At 61.9% G+C, this 23,540-nt stretch carries 17 protein-coding genes; 11 read left to right on the top strand and 6 right to left on the bottom strand.

Going from position 1 to position 23,540, the window contains the following annotated elements; all coding sequences use genetic code 11:
• Positions 1-6 precede the first annotated feature (6 nt).
• Positions 7-1,677 (top strand): heparinase II/III family protein, encoded by a 1,671-nt coding sequence (locus ATE48_RS11980; RefSeq protein ID WP_066771819.1) that lies wholly within the window; start codon positions 7-9, stop codon positions 1,675-1,677.
• Positions 1,678-1,719: 42 nt separating this feature from the next.
• Positions 1,720-2,355 (top strand): glutathione S-transferase family protein, encoded by a 636-nt coding sequence (locus ATE48_RS11975; RefSeq protein WP_066771817.1) that lies wholly within the window; start codon positions 1,720-1,722, stop codon positions 2,353-2,355.
• Positions 2,356-2,415: 60 nt separating this feature from the next.
• On the opposite strand, the gene ATE48_RS11970 is transcribed toward ATE48_RS11975, so the two are convergent.
• The gene (locus ATE48_RS11970) at positions 2,416-5,226 is read right to left on the bottom strand and encodes a M16 family metallopeptidase (RefSeq protein WP_228126595.1); all 2,811 of its coding nucleotides are present in this window, start codon (positions 5,224-5,226) and stop codon (positions 2,416-2,418) included.
• Between the two features lie 648 nt (positions 5,227-5,874).
• On the opposite strand from ATE48_RS11970, the gene ATE48_RS11965 reads away from it, so the two are divergent.
• The 3 genes from ATE48_RS11965 (at position 5,875) to ATE48_RS11955 (ending at position 10,446) form a co-directional block, all read left to right on the top strand.
• Entirely contained in the window at positions 5,875-7,917 is a 2,043-nt protein-coding gene (locus ATE48_RS11965) for an alkaline phosphatase D family protein (protein ID WP_066774974.1), read from the top strand.
• 115 nt (positions 7,918-8,032) lie between these two features.
• Entirely contained in the window at positions 8,033-9,466 is a 1,434-nt protein-coding gene (locus tag ATE48_RS11960) for a peptide MFS transporter (protein WP_066771815.1), read from the top strand.
• Between the two features lie 71 nt (positions 9,467-9,537).
• Positions 9,538-10,446 carry a DUF2785 domain-containing protein gene (locus tag ATE48_RS11955; RefSeq protein ID WP_228126594.1) on the top strand — a complete coding sequence of 303 codons (909 nt, stop codon included), beginning with the start codon at positions 9,538-9,540 and terminating at the stop codon, positions 10,444-10,446.
• On the opposite strand, the gene ATE48_RS11950 is transcribed toward ATE48_RS11955, so the two are convergent.
• On the bottom strand, positions 10,443-11,378 hold the full coding sequence (locus ATE48_RS11950; protein ID WP_083197317.1) for a DMT family transporter: 936 nt from the start codon (positions 11,376-11,378) through the stop codon (positions 10,443-10,445). The genes ATE48_RS11955 and ATE48_RS11950 overlap by 4 nt on opposite strands.
• Positions 11,379-11,589: 211 nt before the next feature.
• On the opposite strand from ATE48_RS11950, the gene hpf reads away from it, so the two are divergent.
• The 3 genes from hpf to ATE48_RS11935 are packed head-to-tail and all read left to right on the top strand — an operon-like array spanning position 11,590 to position 13,368.
• Positions 11,590-12,204, top strand: a complete 615-nt coding sequence (gene hpf / locus ATE48_RS11945) for a ribosome hibernation-promoting factor, HPF/YfiA family (RefSeq protein ID WP_066771809.1) — start codon at positions 11,590-11,592, stop codon at positions 12,202-12,204.
• 43 nt (positions 12,205-12,247) lie between these two features.
• Positions 12,248-12,715: a PTS sugar transporter subunit IIA gene (locus tag ATE48_RS11940; RefSeq protein ID WP_066771806.1), complete on the top strand. Its 468-nt coding sequence runs from the start codon at positions 12,248-12,250 to the stop codon at positions 12,713-12,715.
• The gene (locus ATE48_RS11935) at positions 12,712-13,368 is read left to right on the top strand and encodes an acyltransferase (protein WP_066771804.1); all 657 of its coding nucleotides are present in this window, start codon (positions 12,712-12,714) and stop codon (positions 13,366-13,368) included. The genes ATE48_RS11940 and ATE48_RS11935 overlap by 4 nt, the downstream gene beginning before the upstream one ends.
• A gap of 106 nt (positions 13,369-13,474) precedes the next feature.
• On the opposite strand, the gene ATE48_RS11930 is transcribed toward ATE48_RS11935, so the two are convergent.
• From ATE48_RS11930 to ATE48_RS11910, 4 genes are all read right to left on the bottom strand, one after another.
• Positions 13,475-15,385 carry an acetyl/propionyl/methylcrotonyl-CoA carboxylase subunit alpha gene (locus ATE48_RS11930; RefSeq protein ID WP_066771802.1) on the bottom strand — a complete coding sequence of 637 codons (1,911 nt, stop codon included), beginning with the start codon at positions 15,383-15,385 and terminating at the stop codon, positions 13,475-13,477.
• A 577-nt stretch (positions 15,386-15,962) separates the two neighbouring features.
• Entirely contained in the window at positions 15,963-17,567 is a 1,605-nt protein-coding gene (locus tag ATE48_RS11920; RefSeq protein ID WP_066771796.1) for a carboxyl transferase domain-containing protein, read from the bottom strand.
• Between the two features lie 3 nt (positions 17,568-17,570).
• Complete coding sequence (locus ATE48_RS11915) at positions 17,571-17,834, bottom strand: hypothetical protein (RefSeq protein ID WP_066771794.1); 264 nt, start codon at positions 17,832-17,834, stop codon at positions 17,571-17,573.
• The gene (locus ATE48_RS11910) at positions 17,831-18,994 is read right to left on the bottom strand and encodes an isovaleryl-CoA dehydrogenase (RefSeq protein WP_066771791.1); all 1,164 of its coding nucleotides are present in this window, start codon (positions 18,992-18,994) and stop codon (positions 17,831-17,833) included. The genes ATE48_RS11915 and ATE48_RS11910 overlap by 4 nt, the downstream gene beginning before the upstream one ends.
• A 171-nt stretch (positions 18,995-19,165) precedes the next feature.
• On the opposite strand from ATE48_RS11910, the gene ATE48_RS11905 reads away from it, so the two are divergent.
• The 3 genes from ATE48_RS11905 (at position 19,166) to ligD (ending at position 23,528) form a co-directional block, all read left to right on the top strand.
• Positions 19,166-20,047, top strand: a complete 882-nt coding sequence (locus ATE48_RS11905; protein WP_066771789.1) for a LysR family transcriptional regulator — start codon at positions 19,166-19,168, stop codon at positions 20,045-20,047.
• Between the two features lie 83 nt (positions 20,048-20,130).
• A complete protein-coding gene (gene ku / locus ATE48_RS11900; RefSeq protein ID WP_066771787.1) occupies positions 20,131-21,051 on the top strand; it encodes a non-homologous end joining protein Ku in 921 nt (306 codons plus the stop codon).
• The gene (gene ligD, locus ATE48_RS11895; RefSeq protein WP_066771786.1) at positions 21,048-23,528 is read left to right on the top strand and encodes a DNA ligase D; all 2,481 of its coding nucleotides are present in this window, start codon (positions 21,048-21,050) and stop codon (positions 23,526-23,528) included. The genes ku and ligD overlap by 4 nt, the downstream gene beginning before the upstream one ends.
• The last annotated feature ends 12 nt before the right edge of the window (positions 23,529-23,540 follow it).

Below are 23,540 nucleotides of genomic sequence, written 5' to 3'. Positions count from 1 at the left end.
GCTGAGATGAACGCGCCGGTCTCCCCCACCAACCGGCAAACGCGGCCGGTCGCGGCGAACGATCATTGGCGCGCGAATCCATTCCACCGCATGCGGCTCGGCGACGCCGCGCCCGATCGCATCGCACGCTGGGGCAACGATCCGCGCGTGGGCGATACCGAACGCGGGCGTGAAATCGGCCGCGGCGTCTGGCGCATCGGCGCTGAGCGTCTCCAGGGCGAGCACCTTTTTCCGTGGCTCCCGTCGCATCCCTCGCGGCACTTCACAGCCCGGCTGCATTCATTCTCGTGGCTCGTGGATCTCGCCGCCGTCGGTCCCTCGGCGCACAGCTTCATCGCGCAACTCATTGACGCGTGGGTGAAGGAGCACGGCGAATGGGACGATCTCGCCTGGGATCCAGAAATTACTGCCGAGCGCTTGTTCGCCTGGCTCTGCTGGGGCCGCCCTGCCTTCGAACAAGGCGCGCCGGAACAACGTGCGTCTCTACTCCGCTCCTCCGCCCGCCAAGCACGCCTGCTGCTGATGGCTCAAAGCGAATTGAGCGAACGGCACCTAGGTTCGATCAAAGCTGGCGCTGCCCTCGTTCTCGCAGGCGCCGCCGATTTTCCTGAAGGAGAGCGCTTCGCCGAGCAGGGCGAAGAGATGCTCATCGAAGCTTGCGCCAAACAATTCTACCCCGACGGCGGCCACCTCTCGCGCTCACCTGAAGCCTTGGCCGAGGCGCTCTGCGATCTCACCACCGCACGCGATGCGCTGAGCGATCCGCCCCAAATCCTGAGCGACACCCTGCCGAAGCTCGCCAACATGCTGCGGATGTGCCGCCTCGGCGATGGCGGACTTGGTTGCTTTCAAGGCGGCTCGGAAAGTTCGCCCGCGACCATCGACGCAGTGCTCGCGCGCGTCGGCGGCGACGTACGCCCGTTCCAATTCGCCAACCACACCGGCTTTCAGCGCCTCGATGTCGGCACGATGCGCGCGCTGTTCGATGTTGGGACGGCGCCGCCACTGAACTACGCCGATCGCGCCCACGCCAGCGCACTCGCCTTTGAGCTTTCAAGCGAAACCGAGCGCCTCATCGTCAATATTGGCGCAACGCGCGAGCTCTCACCCGCCGCACGCATGGCCGCCCGCGCCACCAACGCACATTCGACGCTCGTGCTTGCGGATGCGCTCTCGGCTAATCTCGATGAACGCCGCGGCGGCGCGCGTCTCAGCGGCCCGCAGCTCGACGAAGTACGCCGCTCTTCCGACGAAAGCGGCATCACCGTTCAAGGCCGCCACGACGGTTACAAAGAAAAATTTGGCCTCTGGCACCGGCGTTATATCTTCGTCGACCACGATGGCAAAAACCTGCGCGGCATCGACGAACTCATCCGGCCGATGAGGCTGAAATCGCCGAACCCCAAAAAGGACATCCCGTATGTCCTACGCTTCCACTTGCACCCGAGCGTGCGCGTACGGCTAGCCGAACATCAAACCGCGTTGCTTGAAACGCCGGGCGGACAACGTTGGCGCTTGCGCACTGACGCACCCAACATAGCGATCGAGCCTTCCATCTATTGGGGCGGCAAGTCTCCGCGCGAGAGCCATCAGATCACGCTCTCCGGCGAAGCCGATCCGATGGGTCACGGCCTCAGCCCGCCAAACCGCATCCGCTGGGCGTTGGCGCGCAATTAGGGGCGCAACGCATAAAAAGCCAAAGCAAGTGAGATCGATCAAATGAGCGACCTGATCGTTTGGACATATGATTGGGCGCCCGAAGGTCCGCGCGGTTTTGTACGCGACATGCGCCTCCGCTGGGCCTGCGAAGAAGCTGGGCTTCCCTATAGCGTGCGCACAGTGCCATTCGAAAATCGCGGCCCCGGGCATTTCGCGCGCCAACCCTTCGGTCAGGCGCCCTTCTTGAGCGACGGCGACATCAGTCTCTTCGAAAGCGGCGCGGGCCTGCTGCATCTCGCGCGCAAGAGCGAAAAGCTAATGCCGCGCGATCCGCACGGCGAAGCGCAAACGCTGCAATGGACGATCGCCGCGCTGAATTCGATCGAGATGGTTTCCGTGCCATGGTGGCTTTTGGAAATCACCAGCGCGAAGGAAAACAATCTCACCGCCTGGCTAGAAAGCCGCCTCGGTCACATCGAAGATGTCTTGAAGCAGCGCGAATGGCTCGCCGCCGGGCGCTTCACCGTCGCGGATTTATTGATGGCCGACGTGCTCCGCGTGTCCAAGGTGCGCGCCTTCGGAGATCGCCCCGAAACCGAGGCCTATATCCAACGCATGACAGATCGCCCCGCCTTCAAGAAGGCGTACGCCGATCAAATGGCCCACTTCGCCGCCGCAGACGCCGCGCGCCGATAATTAAAATGCGACGCCGCGGACTGCTGAGCAGGCCGCGGCGCACATTGCTATGTCCTCGTGTTACTGCGGGTTGACGACTTCAACCGGCAGACCGAGGCGATCGAGTTGCGGGCGGACGACGGACGCGTCGCCCACAATCACCCAGACGAAATTGTCGCCATCAATGTATTGGCGCGCAACTTGGTCGAGGCCTTGCGTGGTCATGCCGCGATAGCGATCGGCAACCGTCTCCCAATAATTGTCTGGACGATTGTAGAGGGCGTTCGATTGCAGCGCGCCGAGGATGGCGGGCGAGGTTTCGAACTGCCCCGACAATTGTCGGATGTTGCCCGGGATGTTGCGGTTGAGCTCTGCAGCGCGGACACCGTCGTTGGTGAGGAACGCGTTGATTTGCTCCAAAGTGGCTGCGATCGAGTCACCGGTGCGATCGGCCTGGACCGGCGCCTGGATGAGATACGGGATCTGATGCTCCACCAGCTGAACCGCGCCGCGTGCGCCGTAGGACCAGCCGCGGCGTTCGCGCAACTCCATGTTGATGCGCGCGAGGAAGCCAGCACCGAGAACTTCATTGGCGGATTGAAGGTTCAAGAGATCGTCCGTCCCCTGCGCGTTCAGCACCTGCCCAGCGAGAATGAAGGATTGCGGCGATTGCGGACGGTTCACCAACACGATGCGCGGACGCAGAGTTGGGATCACCGCGCCGAAATTCTTCGTGCCGCGCGCGACCGAAGGCGGCGTCCAGTTGCCGAACGTGCGGTTAAGAGCGGCGGTGACGCGGTTGAGCGGAAGATCGCTGACCACATAGATCGTCGCGGAGTCCGGTCGGATCCACGCTTGGTGGAAGGCGACAAGTTCATCACGTGTCAGCGTTTCAACCACGTTCGCCGTGCCTGAACCCGAGAACGGTCGGCCGTAAGGATGGTCTGCACCATATAGCAGAGCAGGCAGCGTGCGGCGCGCGATAGCATCGGGACGCGTCATCTCAGAGGCGATACCAGCAAGTTGCTGACGGCGCACGCGCTCCACTTCCGCCGGCGAGAAGGCCGGGTTGCGGATAACGTCACCTAGCAGCGCTAGCGACGGATCGAGGTTGGTGCTGAGCGAGGTCAGACCAATAACGGTGCGATCAAGCGTTGCACCGTTATACACGGTGGCGCCCAGACGCTCTTGCGCCTCGGCAAGCTGGATCGAGTTGAGGCTCGTGGTGCCCTCGTTCAGCAGATTGAGCATCAATGCCTGCGTGCCAAGGCGATTGACGGGATCAGCAGCGACGCCGGCGTCAAACTCGACGGTGACGTAAGTAACCGGGACAGCCGTGCGTTGAGCGTAAACGACCTCGATGCCGTTCGTCAGCCGGCCGCGTTGGACGTCAGGAAAATCGAGCGAGGCATCGGCGGCGACGGCCGGCATCTGACGCGGCGGACCCGCCACATAGTTTGACGGCGGGGCCGCTGGTCCACGCCCCGTCGCAGGCGCTTCGGCGTAAGCTGCACGGTCGCCCGGCACCACGCGGAGCGCATAGACCGGACGCGAGAGCCAGCGCTGCATGACGGCGCGGACTTGCTCCGGCGTGATCGACGCCAGCTCTTGCAGACGCTGACGTTCGAAGTCTGGATTGTCGGCGTAAAGCATGCCTTCAGCGAGTGCGACGGCCTTGCCGTCGAAGCCACCGACACGCTCGAGACCGCGGATGCGGCCAGAGAGCGTGCGCATCACCGTGCGGCGTACTTCGTCCTCGGTGGGGCCGTTGGCGACGAACTCGGTGATGATTTCATCGAGGCGACGCGAGACAGCGTCCGCGTCCTCGCCGGGCTTCACGTCAACATCGACTTCGAACATCGACACGCGTTGGAATGGCTGCACGCCGGCGGAGACGCGTACAGCGGTTTGTTCGCCGCGCACCAATTCGTTGTCGAGTCGCGAGCTGGCGAGGCCGCCAAGGATGGTCGCACCAACCTGCAGCGCGACCTGGTCTTCATCGGTGAGGCCAGGGACGACCCAGTTGCGATAGAGCCGCGTCGTGGCGACGCGATCATACATTGTCTCGTCAATGCGGTTCGGCAGGGTCGGCACGTCGGCCGCAGCCGGTGTGTTCACAGGGCCGCGTGCGATATCGCCGAAATAGCGCTCAACTAGTTGGCGCGCCTCGGCTGTGTTGATGTTGCCGGCCAGCACGAGAACGGCGTTGTTTGGGCCGTAATTTTCGCGGAACCAGGCATGCACGTCCGCCAGCGAGGCCGCCGAAAGATCGGCCATCGAGCCGATGGTGGAGTGGTGATACGGGTGACTTTCCGGAAACAGCGCTTCAAGTTGAGCGTACTCGACCATGCCATACGGCTGGTTGTCGCCTTGGCGCTTTTCGTTTTGCACGACGCCGATTTGGTTGGTGAGATTTTCCTGCGTCACGGCGCCGAGCAGATGGCCCATGCGGTCGCTTTCGAGAAAAAGCGCGCGCTCAAGCGCGGAGCGCGGGACGGTTTGGAAATAGTTGGTGCGGTCAAACCAGGTGGTGCCATTCAAATCCGTCGCGCCGATTTCGCGCAGCGGTTCGAAATAGTCCCCAGGCGCGTTTTCCGAGCCGTTGAACATCAAGTGCTCAAACAAGTGCGCGAAGCCAGTACGGCCTGGGGGCTCATCCTTCGAGCCGACATTGTACCAGATGCTCACAGCCACGACAGGAGCTTTGTTGTCCTCGTGAACGACGACGCGAAGGCCGTTGTCGAGCGTGAAGGTCTCGTAGCCGATGTCGACGCCTTCAAGCAGCGCTTCCACCGCCGCGTGGTCGCCGCTCGCTGTCGGAGCGGATGAACTGGCGCAGCTCGAAAGAAGCACACAAACGCCAAAGGCAATGCCTGTCAGAAAACCACGCACGGCTATATCCCCATATTCACCGAAAAGATGTGGAGCCACTAAACGCGGCCGAAAGCAAAAGCCAACCCCTACTCGACCAGCTAGAACAAATTGACGGCGCGGTAACGTCAACTGCCTTCGGCCGCCCGCGTTCTATCCCACACCAATTCCCGCTCGCGCCCAACAAAATCAACGCCCACGTAGAAATCTATCCAACACCTCCACACTTCAAATATCCTGCACGCATCCCTCGCACGGGAGGCTCACCGGCTAGCCGAGCCAAGCGAGCGCGGGGGATGCGATTGAGCGTGATGCGCGGCGAGACCATCCGCCAAGCAGAAGCCCACGGGACAACGCTAGACGTGAACTGTGGGAGCGCACCGGAGAAGGGCAAATCTCCGCACGCCGCCGGGGACCTATCCAAGGGAGTGAAACACATCCTGGTGACGGCCCGGTGGAAAACAAGCGCACCGGGCGCGTGGCGACACGCGGCGAGGTTCGAGCGAGCGAATATCGCATCAAAGGCACTAAACCAGCGCGTCCCCACGCGCCCTGCTCCCGCTCTTCCGCCACGCGGAACGCCCAGCCGTCTCGGCTGACGCGTCATTGGTCGCACGTGATTTGCCGCCGCTCGCGCTTTTCACCGAAAGCGAAACCAGGAGCACATCGATGAGCGAGCACGCCACACGCCGGTCACTACTGAAACAAGCCGCCGCCCTTGGCGCGGCTTTGGCATTCGGTCAAAGCTGCGCGCACACGCCAGTAGGCCCACGCACCGAGCGGCGCGATCTCTTCCCGCAAGGCGTCGCTTCGGGTGATCCTGCGCCGGAAAGCGTCGTCCTCTGGACGCGCCGCGCGCCCGACGAAGGCGCGAGCGCGCACCGTCTCGTGGTCGAAGTGGCCAACGACGAAGCCTTCACGCGCATCGTTGCGCGCGGCGATGTGGAAGTCAGCGCTGCAACGGATTGGACCTGCCGCTTCCTCGCCGCAGGCCTGCGGCCCGCACGCGAATATTGGTATCGCTTCGTTGACGAAGCGGGAAACAATAGCCGCGTCGGCCGCACGCTCACCGCACCAACGACAAACGATGATCGCGCCGTGAAGTTCGCCTTCGTCAGCTGCCAGGATCCAACCAACAGCGCGCTCAATGCCTATCGGCGCATGATCTACGAAGATGTGCGCCGCCCGCGCGCCGAGCAGCTGAGCTTCGTGCTGCACCTCGGCGACTTCATCTACGAGATGATCCGCTATCCCGAGGACACGCCCGATGGCCTCGATCGCGGCCGGCGCCTTCGCGATGGCTTCCGCTACCCAACCGGCAAGAAGATACGGCGGTTCAACTACCCGACCGACCTCAACGATTATCGCGCCGCTTACAAAAACTTCCTCGCCGATCCCGACCTGCAAGACGCGCGCGCACGCTGGCCGTTTGTGCCCGTTTGGGACAATCACGAATTCTCCTGGCAAGGCTATCAGAGCGCGGAGGTCGCATTCAGCGAAGTGCACCCAGGGCAAACCTTGAAAGTCGCGGCCAGCCAAGCGTGGTACGAGTATCAGCCCGCGCGCGTCACCAAGCCGGGCGCCGGTGATCCGTTCGAGGCGCCCGCCGTCACCAACGCACCGCTCACCGATCGCGATGCACGCGGCGTCTATCAGGAACCCAACAATCTCATCGCCATTCGCGCATTGCGCATCGAACGAGCGTTTCGCTTCGGCAAGAACATTGACATGATCTTGACCGACAATCGCTCATTCCAGTCGGCACCGATCGATGGTTCTGGCCTACCCTCGATGGAGTTTGGTTTCACGCCGGAGACCGCCAACGACATTCTCGAAGCTGGGCGCGTGTATCCAGGCGGCGCACCGGCGACAATCCGCATCGGCGAAGCCGAAGTCCCCAACCCGCAAATCAATGAGCCGCCGCAAGCCTATCTCGGCATCGAACAGATGGCCTGGTTCAAGGATCGCCTGCGCGCAGCGCAAGCGCCTTGGAAAATCTGGGGGCATTCGTTTGGCACGCTCACTTGGCGCAGCGATCCGCAAAACCTGCCGCCCGAGTTCGCGACGACCTGGCCCAGCACCGAGTACGGCGACTACAATCGCTCTTATGTTGTCGAGCACGCCGAAATTTTCGGCATGGTACGTGATGAGGGCATCACCGGGCTTACGACTGTTGTCGGCGACAAGCACTCGTTTTGGGCCGGCTATTTGAGCGAAACTTTGCCGCCGCGCGCGTTTGAACCTGTTGGCCTCGAATTCGTCACCGGCTCGATCTCACAAGCAGGCGGCGCCGAGGTTCAGGCGATCACCTTCCCGCGCGATAATCCGCTGCGGCCGTTCTACGTTCACGATCGCCCAGACGGCACAAAACAATGCGCGCTCAACACAACGATTTTGCACGGCGTGCGCGCCGCACTCGCGTTGCGTGACACCGACGATCCGGCCGCGGCGCGCGCCGCAAGCAATCCGGACAACGCCCCGCACCTCAAGTTCGTCGACTTCGGCGGCTACGGTTACTCCACCGTGCGCGCCTCCCCCGAAGAACTCGAAACCGAATTCGTCTGCATTCCCCCGCCACTCGAGCGCAGCGAAACTGAGGACGGCGGCCCACTGCGCTACCGCGTCATCCACCGCGTCTCGCGCTGGTCACCAGGCGAACGCCCGGAGCTACGCCAAGAGATCGTCGAAGGCGACGTCGAACTCGCGATCTGAGCTAGCCCATAGCTGCGGCCAGCCATCTCGCACTCGCACAAACATTCCATCTGTAGAATCCCCGTAGCGCGGGATTGCGGGTGTGCTAGTGCGCGCCAGCACTAGGGGAGCACATATGACCACTGCTTTCACGCCGCCAGCCGGCAAGGACATTCTCGGCCATCCGCGCGGGCTTTGGTATTTGGTGTTCGCGGAGGCGTGGGAGCGCTTCTCGTATTACGGCATGCAAGCGCTGCTCGTGCTGTACCTAACGCAGTACCTGCTACTGCCGGAAAATGTCGCGCACATTGCGGGCTTCACCGAATTCAAAGGCGCGGTCGCCGCTGCCTATGGCTGGCTTGGGCAGGTGTTCGGCATCGGCGATGGCGGCAGCGAACTCGCCACGCCAATTGCGACCGCGGCGGCGATCACCGGTGTCTATTCCGCTGGTGTTTATGCAACGCCGATGATCGGCGGCTGGATCGCGGACCGCTTCCTGGGCCGGACGATGACGGTGGCGCTCGGCGCCCTCTTCATGGTGGCTGGCCACTTCTTGATGGCGTTCGATGTCGCGTTCGTCGGCGCCATCGCGTGCCTGTTCATCGGCGTCGGTCTGTTCAAGGGCAACATCGCCAGCCAGGTTGGCGAGCTTTACGGCCCGGACGATCTGCGGCGTACGACGGCGTACCAGACTTTCCTGCTCGGCGTGCAGATCGCCGTGATCATTGCACCGATCGTGACTGGCTTCCTTGGTGAGAAAGTCGCGTGGCACTATGGCTTCGGTGCTGCTGGCGTCGGCATGGCGGTCGCTCTCGTTGTGTATCTGTCGGGCCGCAAATATTTGCCTCCGGAAGCGCCGCGCGGCAAAGCCGCTCAAGGCGCCGCACCACAGCCGAAACTCACCGGCCGCGATTGGATGACGATGCTGGTTCTGATCGCGCTCCTGCCGATCTTGGCCGCGACCGCGATCGGCAACCAGGAAATCTTCAACGCCTACCTCCTCTGGGGCGAGGCCAACTACAATCTCGTGTTCTTCGGTGAGACGATGCCGGTCTCGTGGCTCGTATCGCTCGACGCCATCATCTCAACCATCACAGTGGGCGCTGCGCTTTTCTTCTGGACGTGGTGGGGCAAGCGCTGGAAAGAGCCGGATGAGATCATCAAACTCGCCATCGGCGCCGTGATCGCCGCGGGTGCGCCACTGATCCTCGCATTCGCGAGCGCCAATCGGGCCGCAACCGGCGAACCCGTCTCGCTGATCTGGGGCATCGGCTTCCACGTCGTGAATGACATCGGCTTTGCGATGATCTTCCCGGTCGGGCTTGCGCTCTTCTCACGCGCGGCGCCGCGGCAAGTCGGGGGTCTCTTCATCGGCATCTATTATCTGCACCTCTTCATCTGCAACCTCGCCACGGGCAAGGTCGCGGGAATGATCGAAACGATGGATGGCTTCTCATTCTGGGCCATGCACGCTGCAGTGATCGCCGCCGGTGCAGTGGCGCTGCTGGTGTTCGCGTTCCTCTTCCACCGCCTGCTCGCGCCGACGACCGAGACGCCCGCACCGGCCTGATGGGCGTTCAACTTCCGCAATTCGTCGCAACGGCTTTGCGGCGAAGCGCGGGGTTTGAACAAGCTGACGGCATGAAACGCTTAGCTCTCGCTGGCCTCCTGCTCCTCGGCGCTTGCGCCACCACCCCGGCACAAGCGCAAGTCAGCGCTTGCCGTCCCGCCGGATACACGCGCGCACAGCTCGATGCGCTGAAGACCGCCGATTGGACCATCGCTAATGAGGAGGCACGCAACGCCCTCGCGCTGGGTCTCGCTTCGTGCCTTGGCGACCCCGACTCGGCCGTACGTGACGGCATCGCCTTTGAAGCGTTGCAGCACTACATGCGCGAAGGCCAGCTCGCCACCGTGACGCTCGCCGCGCTCAGCGCCGATCTACAAGCGAAGCTAACCACGCCCGACCCGCAAGGATTCCAGCGGCCGTTCGCAGCTTTGGTGTTAGCCGACATCGCCCGCACTGACCGCATAAATCCTTGGATGAGCGCGGAACAACGCGCGCAGCTCGTCGATTCTTCCATCGCTTATCTGCGCGGCATCACTGACTATCGAGGCTTCACAGCGGGCGAAGGCTATCGCCATGCCGTGGCTCACACAGGCGATCTGATGCTGCAACTGGTGCTCAATCCGGCTCTCGGCAAACCCGAGCTCACGCGCATCCGCGACGCCATCGCAACGCAGATCGCGCCGGCGAACCACTATTACATCCACGGCGAAGGCGAACGCTTGGCGCGCCCTATCGTCTACATGGCAACGCGCAATGTCTTCAGCGAAGCCGAATGGACCCAATGGTTCGCGGAGGTCGGTGGTCCTGGCCCGCTTGGGGAGACGTGGGGCGATTGGTACTTGTCTGACGCGGGGCTCTCACGCCAGCACAATCTCATGATGTTTCTTGGCGTCGTGCAGGCAAACGTAACGCTGAGTGAAAATCCGGCATTCGCGCTGATGCGCCCGGGTGTTGGCGCGGCGCTCGTGGCGTTGCCCTAAGCTGCTTTCTTCGAACGCAGCAACAGCACCTGGCCCGCAAGCACGAGCACGACACCGCCAAGCGCATAGAGCCCCCAGCTCTTTCCTTCAAAGAGCGCCGAAACAAACATGGCTAGCGGCGGCGTGAGCGCCGAGATGTAGGACGCGGTCGCGTATCCTCGGCGGCGTGCGAGGCCGTAATAGAGCGCAAAGGCAATAACCGAGCCTACGACTGAAAGATGCAGCAAGGACAGGATGTAGGGCGCGGTAAATTCGAAGGCCCAGGTTTTTCCAGTCACCATCGCGAAAATCGCCAGCAACGCCGCTCCATATCCCATCGCCCAGCCGGTCGAGGCGACGACGCCGGCGCCAGCCATTTCCGCCCGCCGCGCGTAGACATTACCGATCGCCGCTGCGAACACGCCGGCGAGCGTCAGGCCGATGCCGGTCAATGCGCGCGAGCTCATATTTGCGGTGACGATTTCTTCCCACGAGAGCAGTGCAACGCCAAGAACGCCCAGCCCCGCGGCGGCCCACGCCAGCAACGGCGCGCGCTGGCCGAAAACAACACGAAACACGATGAGATTCATGAACGCCATCGCCGCGAACACGACGGCGACAACGGCGGATGTCACGCGCTCTTCGGCCCAATAGACGAACGAGTAATCGACAGCGAACGTGAACAGGCCAACACCGAAGGCCGCAAAGTGTTGCGCGCGGTTCAGTGACAGCGACTCACGCCGGAACGCACCCCACGCAAACAACAACACCGCGGCCAGCGCGAATCGGTATGTGATCGACACGACCGGATCGACGACACCGAGCTGCTTGGTGATCGCAAACCATGTCGTGCCCCACGCAAGCGTACACACCAAAATCGCCGCAAGGTCGTACCAATGCGGCTGCGTGTGCGACTCAAGCTGTGATGGTGTTGCGCTCTGATCGGCGCTCATTTCGGCTCCCCGGCGCCAACATGGTGGTTAAACGGCATAAAGCAAAGACACTGCTTCGCAGATGCGGCGAGAAGCTTCTATTTGATCGCTTTAGCGGTTCCACGCGTTGACCCACCCGCACACGAGGCCTACCTTTGTTAGTGGCATCGGGGCGCCTTCGGGGGCGGGCTGGGCCTCGAGAGCGCCGTGGTTGTAACCAGGAGGCTCATACATGCGCATACAGGTCGCCGGACGACAAATGGATGTCGGCGAAGCGCTTCGAACCCGTATCGAGAACGAACTCGCAGACGGTGTCGGCAAGTATTTCAATCGCGCTACTGATGCAGTGGTCACAGTAGCCAAGAATGGCGGTGGCGTTGGCATCGCAGTGGATTGTTTGGTCCACCTCCCCTCCGGAATTTCCCTCCAAGCAGAAGGCCATGGCGGCGATGCGCACAGCGCGTTCGATGACGCGCTCGGGAAGCTCGAAAAACGTGTCCGCCGCTACAAAAGGCGCCTGCGAAATCATCACGCAGACCACAAATCTCCCCTTCCCGCAGAGGAAGCTTCGTCCTATGTGCTCGCGCCATTAGAGGAAGAAGCTGAGGACGACGGCGCGGACGCGCCGGTGAATGGCGAGGCGGCGCCTTTGGTGATCGCGGAAGTCACGAAACCGGTTCGAGCCATGACGGTGTCCATGGCTGTGATGCAGCTCGATTTGGCCGAGTCGCCGGCGCTGATGTTCAGAAACGCCGCCAATGGCGAACTGAACGTTGTGTACCGGCGCACAGACGGAAATATCGGCTGGATCGATCCCGGGCGCGGGAACAGGAAGAACGGCGCCTGAGTTGCTAGGCGTCCGTTCGAGCGTCGCGGAACAGGGTGAGTAGGTGAACGATCTAAGCGATTTGGTCGCGGCGGACGCAATCGTGCCGCGCTTGATCTCGACGTCACGGCGTCAAGCTCTGCAACTCATGGCCGAAACATTGGCCAAGAGCGCTGGCATCGATGCACGCGCCGCGTTTGAAGCCGTGCTTATCCGTGAGCGTTTGAGCGGCACCGGGCTTGGCGAAGGCGTTGCGACGCCGCACGGACCGCTGCCGGGCTTAGTTCGTCCGATCGCTGCCTTCGCGCGACTCGATCCGCCGCAAGATTTCGAGGCGATGGATAATCGCCCGGCGGATCTCGTTTTCATGTTGCTCTCGCCGCCCGACAAGAGCGCCGATCACCTGAAGGCGTTCGCGCGGATCTCCCGCTTCCTGAAGCATGCGGACGTACGCACCGCCCTCAGGGCGGCGCGCGGCGGCGATGAACTTTACGCGCTGATCGCCGGCGCCGTGCGTAGCGACGCGGCATGATGACGACGGCCGATCGGCTGTTCTCGTACTTCCCTCTGCTGATGACGATGCTGTCGCTGGCAGGGCTGGGCGTATTCGGGCGCTGGCCGTCAATTTGGACGGCGTCGCTGCTCTTGTTCACCGTCTACTTTGTGCCGCCGATCGTGCAGCGCGTGATGCTGCGTTGGTCGGCGTTGAAGCAAGGCGTCAACCAGATCGATGGGCGCACATTCTCGCCTTGGTTGGCGACCCATCACATCCAAGCCATGTATGACGCGCTGCCGTACCTGGAATCGCTGCTTCGGATTTTCCCGGGCTTCTATTCGATGTGGCTGCGCATGTGGGGCTCACGCATCGGCTACGGCGTCGAATGGCCGGTGCGCATGGACGTGCTCGATCGCAGCCTGATGGACATCGGCAACCGCGTTGTGTTCTCGCGCGAAGTCGAACTCGCGGCGCATGTACGGAAAAAGACCGATGGCGGGCGACAACGCGTGCTGGTGCGCGGCGTGCGGATCGGGAACTACGCATTTCTGGGCGCAGGCTCACGCATCGGCGCGGGCGCGAGTGTGCCGTCCAACGCAAGCGTGCCGGAAATGGCGATCGTCGGCGTGAACGAAGTGTTCGGCGATGCTGTGCGGCATCACGAACAAGCGGAAGCTGAGTTCGGTTAACATATGGACCCCCGGCGTCTCGCCGGCTTGCGCCATGTGTGCAGGTTGGAGCGCGCGGCTTCTACCGCGCATGTGGCGCGGAGCGCCGCGCTCCATTTCCCCAAGGCTAGTCCTTCTCCAACTTCGCCAACAGCACGCCTTCACTGACTTGCGCGCCGGCTTTGGCGTTTAGCTCTGAAAGTTTCCCGTCAAACGGCGCGGTGAGCGTGTGCTCCATCTTCATGGCTTCGAGCACGAGGATGGGATCGCCCTTCTTCAACTTCGCGCCGGCTTTCGCCGCGACGGAGACGATCTTGCCCGGCATCGGTGAAAGGATCGCGCCGTCGCCCGCGGTTGCTTCGTCTGCGCTGCGCTCGCCGGTATCGAGGGTGAACTCGTAGGCTTCGCCGCGATCGAAGATAACCACTTCGCTTCCGCCGTGAGCCAGCCAGCCCGCTTGCGGCGCTGCGCCCAACGTCACTGACACGCGCTCGCCCTTGAAGAGCATGCGCGCGATGGGAACGCTCTCACTGTTCAACCGAAAGCCGGCGAGCTGCGACCACGGCGACGATGCGACGGTTCGATCCCCTCCGCTTCCCACAAAGATCGCGTTGGAATTGATCGCTTTCGCTGCATTCTCAAGCACGCCGCTTGAAGGTGAAGGTTGGCGAGACAATGCTTCTCCGCGCGCCGCTATGAGGCCTGTGTTCACATCGCCTGAGGCGAACCCCGGATCCGCGAGGCAACGCGCAAGGAATCCAGCATTCGTCTTCACGGGCCAGGCGCCCACTGCGTCCCACTCTTCGCTCATCGCCGCGATTGCTTCTTTGCGCGTTCGCCCGTGAACGATGATCTTCGCAATCATCGGATCGTAGTAAGGCGTCACCTCATCACCCTCTGCGACAGCGGAGTCGACGCGAACGATGTTTGGAAATGGCTGCGGCAGGCTCAGCACTTCGAGACGGCCGGTGCTAGGCAAGAAGCCCGCGTCCACATTCTCAGCATACAGCCGCGCTTCTATCGCGTGACCGTTGATCTTCAGCCCTTCCTGCTTCAGCGGCAGCTTCTCGCCGCTTGCCACACAGAGCTGCCACTCGACCAAGTCCTGCCCCGTGATCTCTTCCGTCACCGGATGCTCTACCTGCAACCGCGTGTTCATTTCCATGAACCAGATGCGGTCGCCGCGGAGGCCTTCGCTGGCGTCGGCGATGAACTCAATGGTGCCGGCGCCGACATAATTCACGGCTTTCGCGGCCAGCACCGCCGCATCGGTGACGGCCTTGCGCGTGGCTTCGTCCATGCCGGGCGCGGGCGCTTCTTCGATCACCTTCTGGTGGCGGCGCTGCAGCGAGCAATCGCGCTCGAACAGATGCACGACATTGCCGTGCGTATCGCCGAACACCTGCACCTCGATGTGGCGCGGGCGCTGCACGTACATTTCGAGCAGCACGCGATCGTCGCCGAACGATGATGCCGCTTCGCGCTTGGCCGATGCGAGCGCGGCTTTGAAATCGGCCTTCTTCTCGACCTTGCGCATGCCTTTGCCGCCGCCGCCGGCGACGGCTTTGATCAGCACCGGATAGCCGATCGCGTCGGCCTCCTTCTGCAAGCGCTCTTCGCTCTGATCTTCACCAAGATAGCCTGGCGTCGTCGGCACGCCAGCTTCGGCCATGAGTTTCTTGGCGGCGTCCTTGAGGCCCATCGCGCGGATGGAGTCCGGCCTCGGACCGATCCAGATGAGGCCCGCGTCGATGACGGCCTGCGCGAAATCGGCGTTCTCGGAGAGAAAGCCGTAGCCCGGATGGATCGCCTCGGCGCCGGTTTGCTTCGCGGCGGCGATGATGTTCTCGCCGCGGAGATAGCTCTCCTTTGCGGGCGACGCGCCGATGTGCACCGCTTCATCCGCCTCGCGCACGTGCAGCGCTTTTGCGTCAGAGTCGGAATAGACGGCGACGGTGCGCACACCGAGACGCTTACACGTCCGGATCACACGCCGCGCAATTTCTCCGCGATTGGCAATGAGGACGGATTTCAACATGCGCGCACCATTCCCCTTCTCCCTTGCGGAGAAGGGGTTAGGGGATGAGGGGCGGAGATACGAGTGCGTTGCATCGAGAGTGAGAGTCGAGCGCGTGCTTGCGAAGTGCGCGGCAGCATAACGCCCCTCACCCCCCGCCCCCTGTCCGCAGGAGAAAGGGGGAGCGTGCGACCTTCTGGAACGAATGGGGATACGATCATTCAGCCACCGAAAATCTTTGACCATAGCGATCGCTCGGGCTGCTCGACCTGCAACGAGTCGCAACTTCCATCAGCATTGTAAAACTCGCCATCGTCGCCCTCCACGCGCGCGTCCAAAGCGCTCGCACTCTGCACCGCCTTCACGATCGTCTTCTCTGAGGGATTCTTGCTGGAGACTTTTTCGCGCTGCCTTCCGGGGTTTCCAAAGCACAGGAATGTCCAAAGAGCCATGTCGCCGCCACATGGCCATGAGCTCCTCATCGATCTCAAGCGATGGATCAGCCGCTACGCACGCCAACCATTCTTCCACGGAGATATCATTGCCGTCGTCCGACCAATGTTCGCGCCGGTGGACGTGAATGCCGTAACCCATGGGACTACATTCTAAACACGCCGAAGCGTGTCTCCGGAATCGGTGCGTTGAGGCTCGCGCTGATCGCCAGGCCCAAGACATCGCGGGTTTGTGCGGGATCGATGATGCCGTCGTCCCAGAGGCGCGCTGTGGCGTGGTATGGGCTGCCTTCGGCTTCATAGCGGGCGCGGATTGGGTCTTTGAACTTTTCCTCTTCCTCTTTCGCCCAGCTATCGCCTTTCGCTTCCATGCCGTCGCGCTTGACTTGCGCGAGCACGGACGCGGCTTGTTCGCCGCCCATGACGGAGATGCGGGAGTTCGGCCACGTAAAGAGGAAGCGCGGTGAGTACGCGCGGCCGCACATGCCGTAATTGCCGGCGCCGAATGAGCCGCCGATCAGCACGGTGAATTTCGGCACTTCGGCGGAGGCGACGGCCGTCACCATTTTAGCGCCGTCCTTGGCGATGCCGCCCGCTTCGTATTTGCCGCCGACCATGAAGCCGGAAATATTTTGTAGAAATAAGAGCGGAATGCCGCGTTTGCAGGCGAGCTCGATAAAGTGCGCGCCCTTCTGTGCGCTTTCGCTGAACAGAATGCCGTTGTTGGCGAGGATCGCAACGGGAAAGCCCCAAATGCGCGCAAAGCCAGTGACGAGCGTTGGGCCGTACAGCGGGCGGAATTCGTCAAGCTCGCTGCCATCGACGATGCGGGCGATGACTTCGCGCACGTCGTACGGCGTGCGCACGTCATCGGGGATGACGCCGTAGATGCTTTGCGCATCGTACGCCGGTGCGATCGGCTCGCGCAGATCGAGGCCGACTTTCTTCACGGTGTTGAGGTTCGCAACAATACGGCGAACCAGGTGCAATGCGTGCGCATCGTCTTGCGCGAGATGATCGACGACACCACTCTTGCGCGCGTGCATGTCGCCGCCGCCGAGATCTTCGGCGCTGATCACCTCGCCGGTCGCGGCCTTCACCAATGGAGGTCCGCCGAGGAAGATGGTGCCTTGGTTGCGGACGATGACGGTTTCATCGCTCATCGCCGGCACGTAGGCGCCGCCGGCGGTGCATGAGCCCATGACGCAAGCGATCTGCGCGATGCCCTCGCCCGACATGCGCGCTTGGTTGAAGAAGATGCGGCCGAAATGATCGCGGTCCGGGAAGACTTCGGCTTGGTGCGGCAGGTTTGCGCCGCCGCTGTCGACGAGATAGACGCACGGCAGCTTGTTCTGCATCGCGATCTCTTGCGCGCGCAGGTGCTTCTTCACCGTCATCGGAAAATATGCGCCGCCCTTCACTGTGGCGTCGTTGGCCACGATCATCACTTCACGGCCTGATACACGACCAATGCCGGTGATCACGCCTGCAGCGGGCGCTTCGCCATTGTAGAGATCGTACGCCGCCAGCGCGCCGACTTCGAGAAACGGCGCGCCGGGATCGAGCAAACGCTCAACGCGCTCACGTGGGAGCAGCTTGTTGCGCTTAGTGTGGCGAGCGCGGGATTCTTCCGGGCCACCGAGCGCGATCTGCGCGGAGCGCTGGCGGAGTTCGTCCGCCAAGCCGCGATGGTGCGCGGCGTTCTTGGCGAAAGCGTCCGAGTGGGGATCTATGTTGGATTTGAGTTTCATTTTTCAAAACGCATAGGGCGGCCAATCACACAAGTATTTGCCGAGAGTTGTTGTCTTGAGAAAGAGATAAGAGCCGCCGCAAAGGCCAGCGTAGGTCACCATCAGCGGGATCAGCACCCAACCAGGCAGCTGCAAAAGGCTTACCGGCCAGACGAGAATCAGGAAAAAGAACCCGCATATCAAGACGAGCGCCACTACGGTCCAAAACAGCTTGAGCAACTGAAAGTCAAAGCTCTCCGGCGGTGGTTTGTACGGACGCGCGTTCATCCCCCGCCTATGATCTCCCGGCCGATCAGGAAGCGCCGCACTTCGTTGGTGCCAGCGCCGATGTCGTAGAGCTTAGCGTCGCGGAGGAAGCGCTCAACTGGGAAGTCGCGCGTGTAGCCTGCGCCGCCGAGGGCTTGGATGGCTTCGAGCGAGCTCTTCACCGCGCTTTCGGAGGCATAGAGGATAGCGCCGGCCGCGTCGTGGCGCGTGGTTTTGCCAGCATCGCAGGATTTGGCGACGGCGTAGACGTAAGCGCGCGCCGAATTGAGCGCGACGATCATGTCGGCGACCTTGGCTTGGATGAGCTGGAACGAGCCGATGGCTTTGCCGAATTGCTTGCGCTCACGAACGTAAGGCAGCACGACATCGAGGCAGGCTTGCATGATGCCGAGCGGGCCAGCGGCGAGGACGGCGCGTTCGTAATCCAGGCCGCTCATCAGCACGGCGACGCCGCGATTGAGGCCACCCATGACATTCTCTTCCGGCACTTCGCAGTCTTCGAACACGAGTTCGCCGGTGTCCGAGCCACGCATGCCCATTTTGTCAAGCTTCTGGCCGACGCTGAAACCCTTCATGCCGCGCTCGACGATGAAGGCGGTAATGCCGCCTGAGCCTGCGCCAGGTTCAGTTTTAGCGTAGACGACGAGCGTGTTGGCTTCGGGCGCGTTGGTGATCCAGAACTTCGTGCCGTTGAGGACGTAGCGATCCCCTTTCTTCTCGGCGCGCAATTTCATCGATACGACGTCGGAGCCGGAGCCCGCTTCGCTCATGGCAAGCGAGCCGACATGTTCGCCACTGATCAGCTTCGGCAGATATTTCTGCTTTTGCTCCGGCGTCGCCCAGCGACGAAGCTGATTGATGCAGAGGTTCGAGTGCGCACCGTAGGAGAGGCCGATGGAAGCGCTGGCGCGGCTCACCTCCTCCATCGCAACCACGTGTTCGAGATAGCCAAGGCCAAGCCCGCCATCTTCTTCGGCGACAGTGATGCCGTGCAGGCCGAGCTCGCCCATTTCAGGCCAAAGCTCGCGCGGGAATTTGTTGTTCGCATCAATCTCAGCGGCCATCGGCGCGATGCGATCGGCCGCGTATTTCCGCGTGGTGTCGCGGATGGCGTCGGCGGTTTCGCCGAGCTGAAAATCGAGCTGGTAGGAGTCTGACATGTTTGGGCTCCCGGCAAACACTCAGCGTCGCCTTGAGCTTGTCGAAGGGCCGCTGCGGGCTCTGATCTTCGACAGGCTCAGAGCGACGCCCGCTTATTGAGAGCCAGACCTAATTGATTTGCATTCTGAATAAAAATTGAACGTCTCGAACGAAACTGATAGATATGCTCTATGGATCGCTATCTGCTTCGCTATTTTCTGGCCGTGGCCGAGCTGGGCTCGTTTTCGAAGGCGGCAGCGCGAGTTTCGGTTACCCAGCCAACGCTCTCGGTGGGGATCGCCAAGCTCGAAAGTGAAGTTGGCGCGCGCCTGTTCGAACGAACGACGCGGCGCGTGTCACTGACGCCTGCGGGCAGCAAGTTTCTCCAACACGCACGGCGGATTACCCAGGAGTATGAGGCGGCGCTTCGCGACGTCTCAGAGACGCCGCAGATGAAGCGCCTTCGCGCCGGCGTGCTCTCGACCATCCCTGCGCGCGACCTCGAGCGTGTGGTGGCCCAGCACGCCAAAGCCTCGGGCGGCGAAGCACTGGAGATCCTCGACTCGACCGAACGCGACATTGCCAACCGCCTCTCGGACGGGCGCCTCGATGTCGCGATCACCATCCTGCGTCCTGGCCTCGATAGCTTCGCGCAAGAACGCTTACGCACGGAACCTTATGTGCTCTTCGTCGCCGCTAACCACAAACTGTCGGGGGCACTGAGCATCGAGGGCGGCGAACTCGCTGGCGAGACGATGATCGTGCGCCGGCAATGCGAAGGCCTGCCCGAGATCAGCCGCTACTTCACCAACCGCGACGTACGCCCCTCCTTCAGCCTGCGTACGCTCTCGGACGACCGGGCGATGAGCATGGTTGCGGCGGGCCTCGGCGTCACCGTCGCGCCCGCGAGTTTCAAAGCACCGGGGCTGGCGTTAGTGAATCTTGCTGGCTTCGCGCTGAGCCGTGACGTCGGTCTCGTCTTTTCTGATCGCATGCGCGACCGCGACGGTGCATTCATAGAAGCAGCGCGCGCCACCTACGCGCCGTCCGGCGCCGGTCGCAAAGTAAGGTAAACGCTAACCGCGCGCGTTGTGAGCAACCCTTAGTGATGTTACGCTGCTGGAACGTCGGGTCACGTCAGGGTGTTTAAAGGGTCATGGCGCCTCCAGCTCGTCCAGTTTGGACAGGGCAAATTCGGCTCGCGCTCGTCGCGCTGCCGGTGAAGCTCTACTCAGCCTTGGATTCCAAGGAGAAGATTTCGTTCAACCAGATTCACGAACCTTCCAAGCAGCGCATTCGCTACGAGAAGGTCGCGCCGGGCATTGGCGCCGTGGACAAAGACGAGATCGTCAAAGGCTACGAATATCAAAAAGGCCGCTACGTGCTCTTCAGCGATGAAGAGTTCGAAGCGCTGAAAGTCGATTCCAAGAAGACGCTCGACATGGTGCAGTTCGCGCCGGCCGACACGATAGACCCGATTTATTTCGACAAACCATATTACGCCCTGCCCGACGGCAAAATGGCGGACGAGCCCTACCGGGTCGTCAGCGAAGCGCTGAAGAAGACGAAGACTGTGGGCCTCGGGCAAATAACCATGCGCGGACGCTCCTACATCGCGGCGGTGAAGCCGTACGAAGGCGGCCTCATTGTCGAAACGGTTCACTACGCGGAAGAGCTTCGCAAAGCGAACTTGTTCTTCGACGAAATCCCAAGCGGCAAGCTCGACGCCGATCTGGTCGATCTCGCAGAAGAGTTGATCACCCGCAAGAAGGCGAAGTTCGACCCCAACAAGTTCGAGGACGAATACGCGATCGCGATCGAGCGACTGGTAAAGAAGAAGATTGAGCGCCACGGCGAACTGATCCTGGAAGACCAAGAAGAGCCGTCCCGGGATCATGGCGACAATGTCGTCTCGCTCGTGGACGCGCTGAAAAAATCGCTGGCGAAGAAGTCCAAGATCGTGGGCGAAGAAGAAGAAGCGTCCGCGCCGAAACGGCGCGCTGCAGCGGAACGCACCAAGACAACGCGCGCTAAAGCTCCGGCGAAGACGCCGGCGAAAAAGCGCGCCAAAAAATGAAACGGCCCGCCAAAGCTGGCGGCGGGAAGAAAACGGCCAAGTCGGACGCGGTCGGCGGTCTGGCCGAATACAACCGCAAGCGCGATTTCAAAAAGACGACTGAACCCGCCGGCGGCGTCGTAAAGGACGCGGGCGGCATGTTCGTTGTGCAAAAGCATGCGGCGACACGGCTGCACTACGACTTCCGACTTGAGCATGATGGCGTGCTGATGAGCTGGGCTGTGCCGCAAGGCCCCTCGCTCGACCCCGCCATCAAGCGCCTCGCCATGCGCACCGAAAATCACCCCATCGAATACGGATCGTTCGAGGGCGTCATTCCGAAGGGTGAATATGGCGCGGGCGCGGTGATCATCTGGGACACCGGCAAAGTAAAATGGCTGCTCGATCCAGATGAAGGCATGGCGAAGGGTGAATTGAAATTCGTGTTGGCCGGCGATCGGCTGATGGGTGAATTTCACATGGTCAAAATCAAGCCGCGCGAGGGTGAGCGCGGCAATCCGTGGCTATTGTTCAAATCGAAGGACGCCTTCGCCGGCAAGGAAGATCCGGTTGCGCGCAGCGTCACCAGCGTTGTCTCCGGCCGCACGATCGAAGACGTGCGATCAGGCGGCGCGCGCGTGTGGAGCAAAGGCGGCGAGCGAGCGCCGAAAGCGGTAAAGCCGCCAAAATGGGCGTTTGTGGAACCGGCCTTGGCGACACGCGTGGACGACGCACCCAAGGGCGATGCCTGGATTCACGAGATCAAGTATGACGGTTATCGCATCCAGGCAGCCGTGAGCGGCGACAGCGTGCGGCTTTACACGCGCACGGGACTGGATTGGACCGGCAAATTTCAGTCCATCGCCGATGCACTCGCGGCGTCAAAGCTGAAAGACATCCTGATCGATGGTGAAGTCGCCGTTGCGCAAGCCGGCGGCAAGACGGACTTCTCCGCACTGCAAAAATCACTCGAAAACGGCGTCGCCAAAGGCGTTTCGTATTTCGTGTTCGATCTCTTGGCGGAAGGCGCAAAAGATCTCCGCAAGACGCCACTGATCGATCGCAAACTGAGGCTGGAAAGAATCCTTGCCAAGGCAAAACCGCCGATACGCATCAGCCCTTATTTCGAAGGCGGTGGCCCAGACGTCCTGGAGGCGTTTCGCGATCAAGGACTGGAAGGAATTGTTTCGAAAAAGGCGACGTCCACTTATCAAAGCGGACGCACCAATTCTTGGCTCAAGGCAAAATGCGTCAACGAGCAGGAATTCGTCATTATCGGTTATCAGCCCTCCCTCAAGGGACGCGCCTTCGCAGCGCTGATGATGGCCGATCATGTGGACGGCGAGCTGGTCTATCGCGGCAATGTTGGCACTGGCTTCGACGATAAGACACTCGCCTCCCTCCACGCGCAGCTGAGCAAGATGGAGCGCGCGAAACCAGCGCTGACTGTGCCGCGCGCGGCAGCGAAAGGCGCGAAGTGGGTTGAGCCAAAGCTCGTGGCGCAAGTGCGGTTCGCGGAATTTACAAGTGAAGGCGCAATCCGCCACGGCGTTTACCTCGGACTGCGCGGCGACAAGGCCGCGAAGGATGTGCAGCCCGAACAGGCAGTTCCGGCGATGCGCACGCGCGTCAGGCTCACGCATCCAGGGAAGGTATTGTTTCCCGACGCCGGCGTCACCAAGGCCGAACTCGCCGCCTATCTCGACATGGCCGCAGATCGGATGGGCGCGCACTTGTTCGGGCGACCAGTCAGTCTCGTGCGCGCGCCGGATGGCGTTGGCGGACAGACATTCTTCCAGAAGCACGCAATGAAGGGCATGCCCGCGGAAATCAAACTTATCAAAGTGTCTGAAAGTGACGGCGAGGCCGAAGAATACATTACATTTCCGGACGCCACCGCGATCGTTTCTGCTGCTCAGATCAGCACGCTTGAGTTTCATCTCTGGGGCTCACGCAACAAAGATCTGGAGCGCCCCGACCGCCTCATCTTCGATCTCGATCCTGACGAAGACCTCGACTTTCAAGTGGTAAAACGCGCCGCGTTCGACATCAGAGCTCTGCTCGACAGCGCCGACCTCCAGTCGTTCGCGATGATCACCGGCGGCAAGGGCATTCACATCGTGCTCAATGTGAAGCCCAAACTGGCGTGGGAGGAATTGAAAGCCTTCTCCTCCGATGTCGCTGAACAAATCGCCGCGCTCGATCCCAAGCGCTTCGTCGCCAACATGGCGAAGGCGAAGCGCAAAGGCCGCATCTTCGTCGACTATTTGCGCAACGGGCGCGGCGCGACGGCTATCGCTCCATATTCGCCGCGCGCGAGCGGAACAGCGCCAATCGCCGTGCCCGTGAGCTGGGATGAGCTGAAGACGATTCCTGCAGCGTCGGTTTTCAAACTGAAAGACATGCACGCGCGTCTGAGCCAGCCAGATCCATGGGCAGATTACGCCAAGAGCGCCGTCAGCATCACGGCCACGACACGGCGAAAATTGGGGCTCTGATCCAAGGCAGCG

The sequence above is a fragment of the Candidatus Viadribacter manganicus genome (assembly GCF_001679665.1).
Classification (GTDB): domain Bacteria; phylum Pseudomonadota; class Alphaproteobacteria; order Caulobacterales; family Aquidulcibacteraceae; genus Vitreimonas; species Vitreimonas manganica.
Note: the sequence above shows the minus strand (reverse complement) of the source record. Positions and strands in the feature narration are given on the sequence as shown.

What these genes read in the sequence shown, in the direction of transcription:
- ATE48_RS11980 (WP_066771819.1), top strand. Translation starts at nt 7, where the DNA reads ATGAACGCGCCGGTCTCCCCCACCAACCGGCAAACGCGGCCGGTCGCG.
- ATE48_RS11935 (WP_066771804.1), top strand. Translation starts at nt 12,712, where the DNA reads ATGATGACGACGGCCGATCGGCTGTTCTCGTACTTCCCTCTGCTGATG.
- ATE48_RS11930 (WP_066771802.1), bottom strand. Translation starts at nt 15,385, where the DNA reads ATGTTGAAATCCGTCCTCATTGCCAATCGCGGAGAAATTGCGCGGCGT.
- ATE48_RS11955 (WP_228126594.1), top strand. Translation starts at nt 9,538, where the DNA reads ATGAAACGCTTAGCTCTCGCTGGCCTCCTGCTCCTCGGCGCTTGCGCC.
- ligD (WP_066771786.1), top strand. Translation starts at nt 21,048, where the DNA reads ATGAAACGGCCCGCCAAAGCTGGCGGCGGGAAGAAAACGGCCAAGTCG.
- ATE48_RS11975 (WP_066771817.1), top strand. Translation starts at nt 1,720, where the DNA reads ATGAGCGACCTGATCGTTTGGACATATGATTGGGCGCCCGAAGGTCCG.
- ATE48_RS11960 (WP_066771815.1), top strand. Translation starts at nt 8,033, where the DNA reads ATGACCACTGCTTTCACGCCGCCAGCCGGCAAGGACATTCTCGGCCAT.
- ATE48_RS11905 (WP_066771789.1), top strand. Translation starts at nt 19,166, where the DNA reads ATGGATCGCTATCTGCTTCGCTATTTTCTGGCCGTGGCCGAGCTGGGC.
- ATE48_RS11950 (WP_083197317.1), bottom strand. Translation starts at nt 11,378, where the DNA reads ATGAGCGCCGATCAGAGCGCAACACCATCACAGCTTGAGTCGCACACG.
- ku (WP_066771787.1), top strand. Translation starts at nt 20,131, where the DNA reads ATGGCGCCTCCAGCTCGTCCAGTTTGGACAGGGCAAATTCGGCTCGCG.
- ATE48_RS11915 (WP_066771794.1), bottom strand. Translation starts at nt 17,834, where the DNA reads ATGAACGCGCGTCCGTACAAACCACCGCCGGAGAGCTTTGACTTTCAG.
- ATE48_RS11965 (WP_066774974.1), top strand. Translation starts at nt 5,875, where the DNA reads ATGAGCGAGCACGCCACACGCCGGTCACTACTGAAACAAGCCGCCGCC.
- ATE48_RS11920 (WP_066771796.1), bottom strand. Translation starts at nt 17,567, where the DNA reads ATGAAACTCAAATCCAACATAGATCCCCACTCGGACGCTTTCGCCAAG.
- hpf (WP_066771809.1), top strand. Translation starts at nt 11,590, where the DNA reads ATGCGCATACAGGTCGCCGGACGACAAATGGATGTCGGCGAAGCGCTT.
- ATE48_RS11910 (WP_066771791.1), bottom strand. Translation starts at nt 18,994, where the DNA reads ATGTCAGACTCCTACCAGCTCGATTTTCAGCTCGGCGAAACCGCCGAC.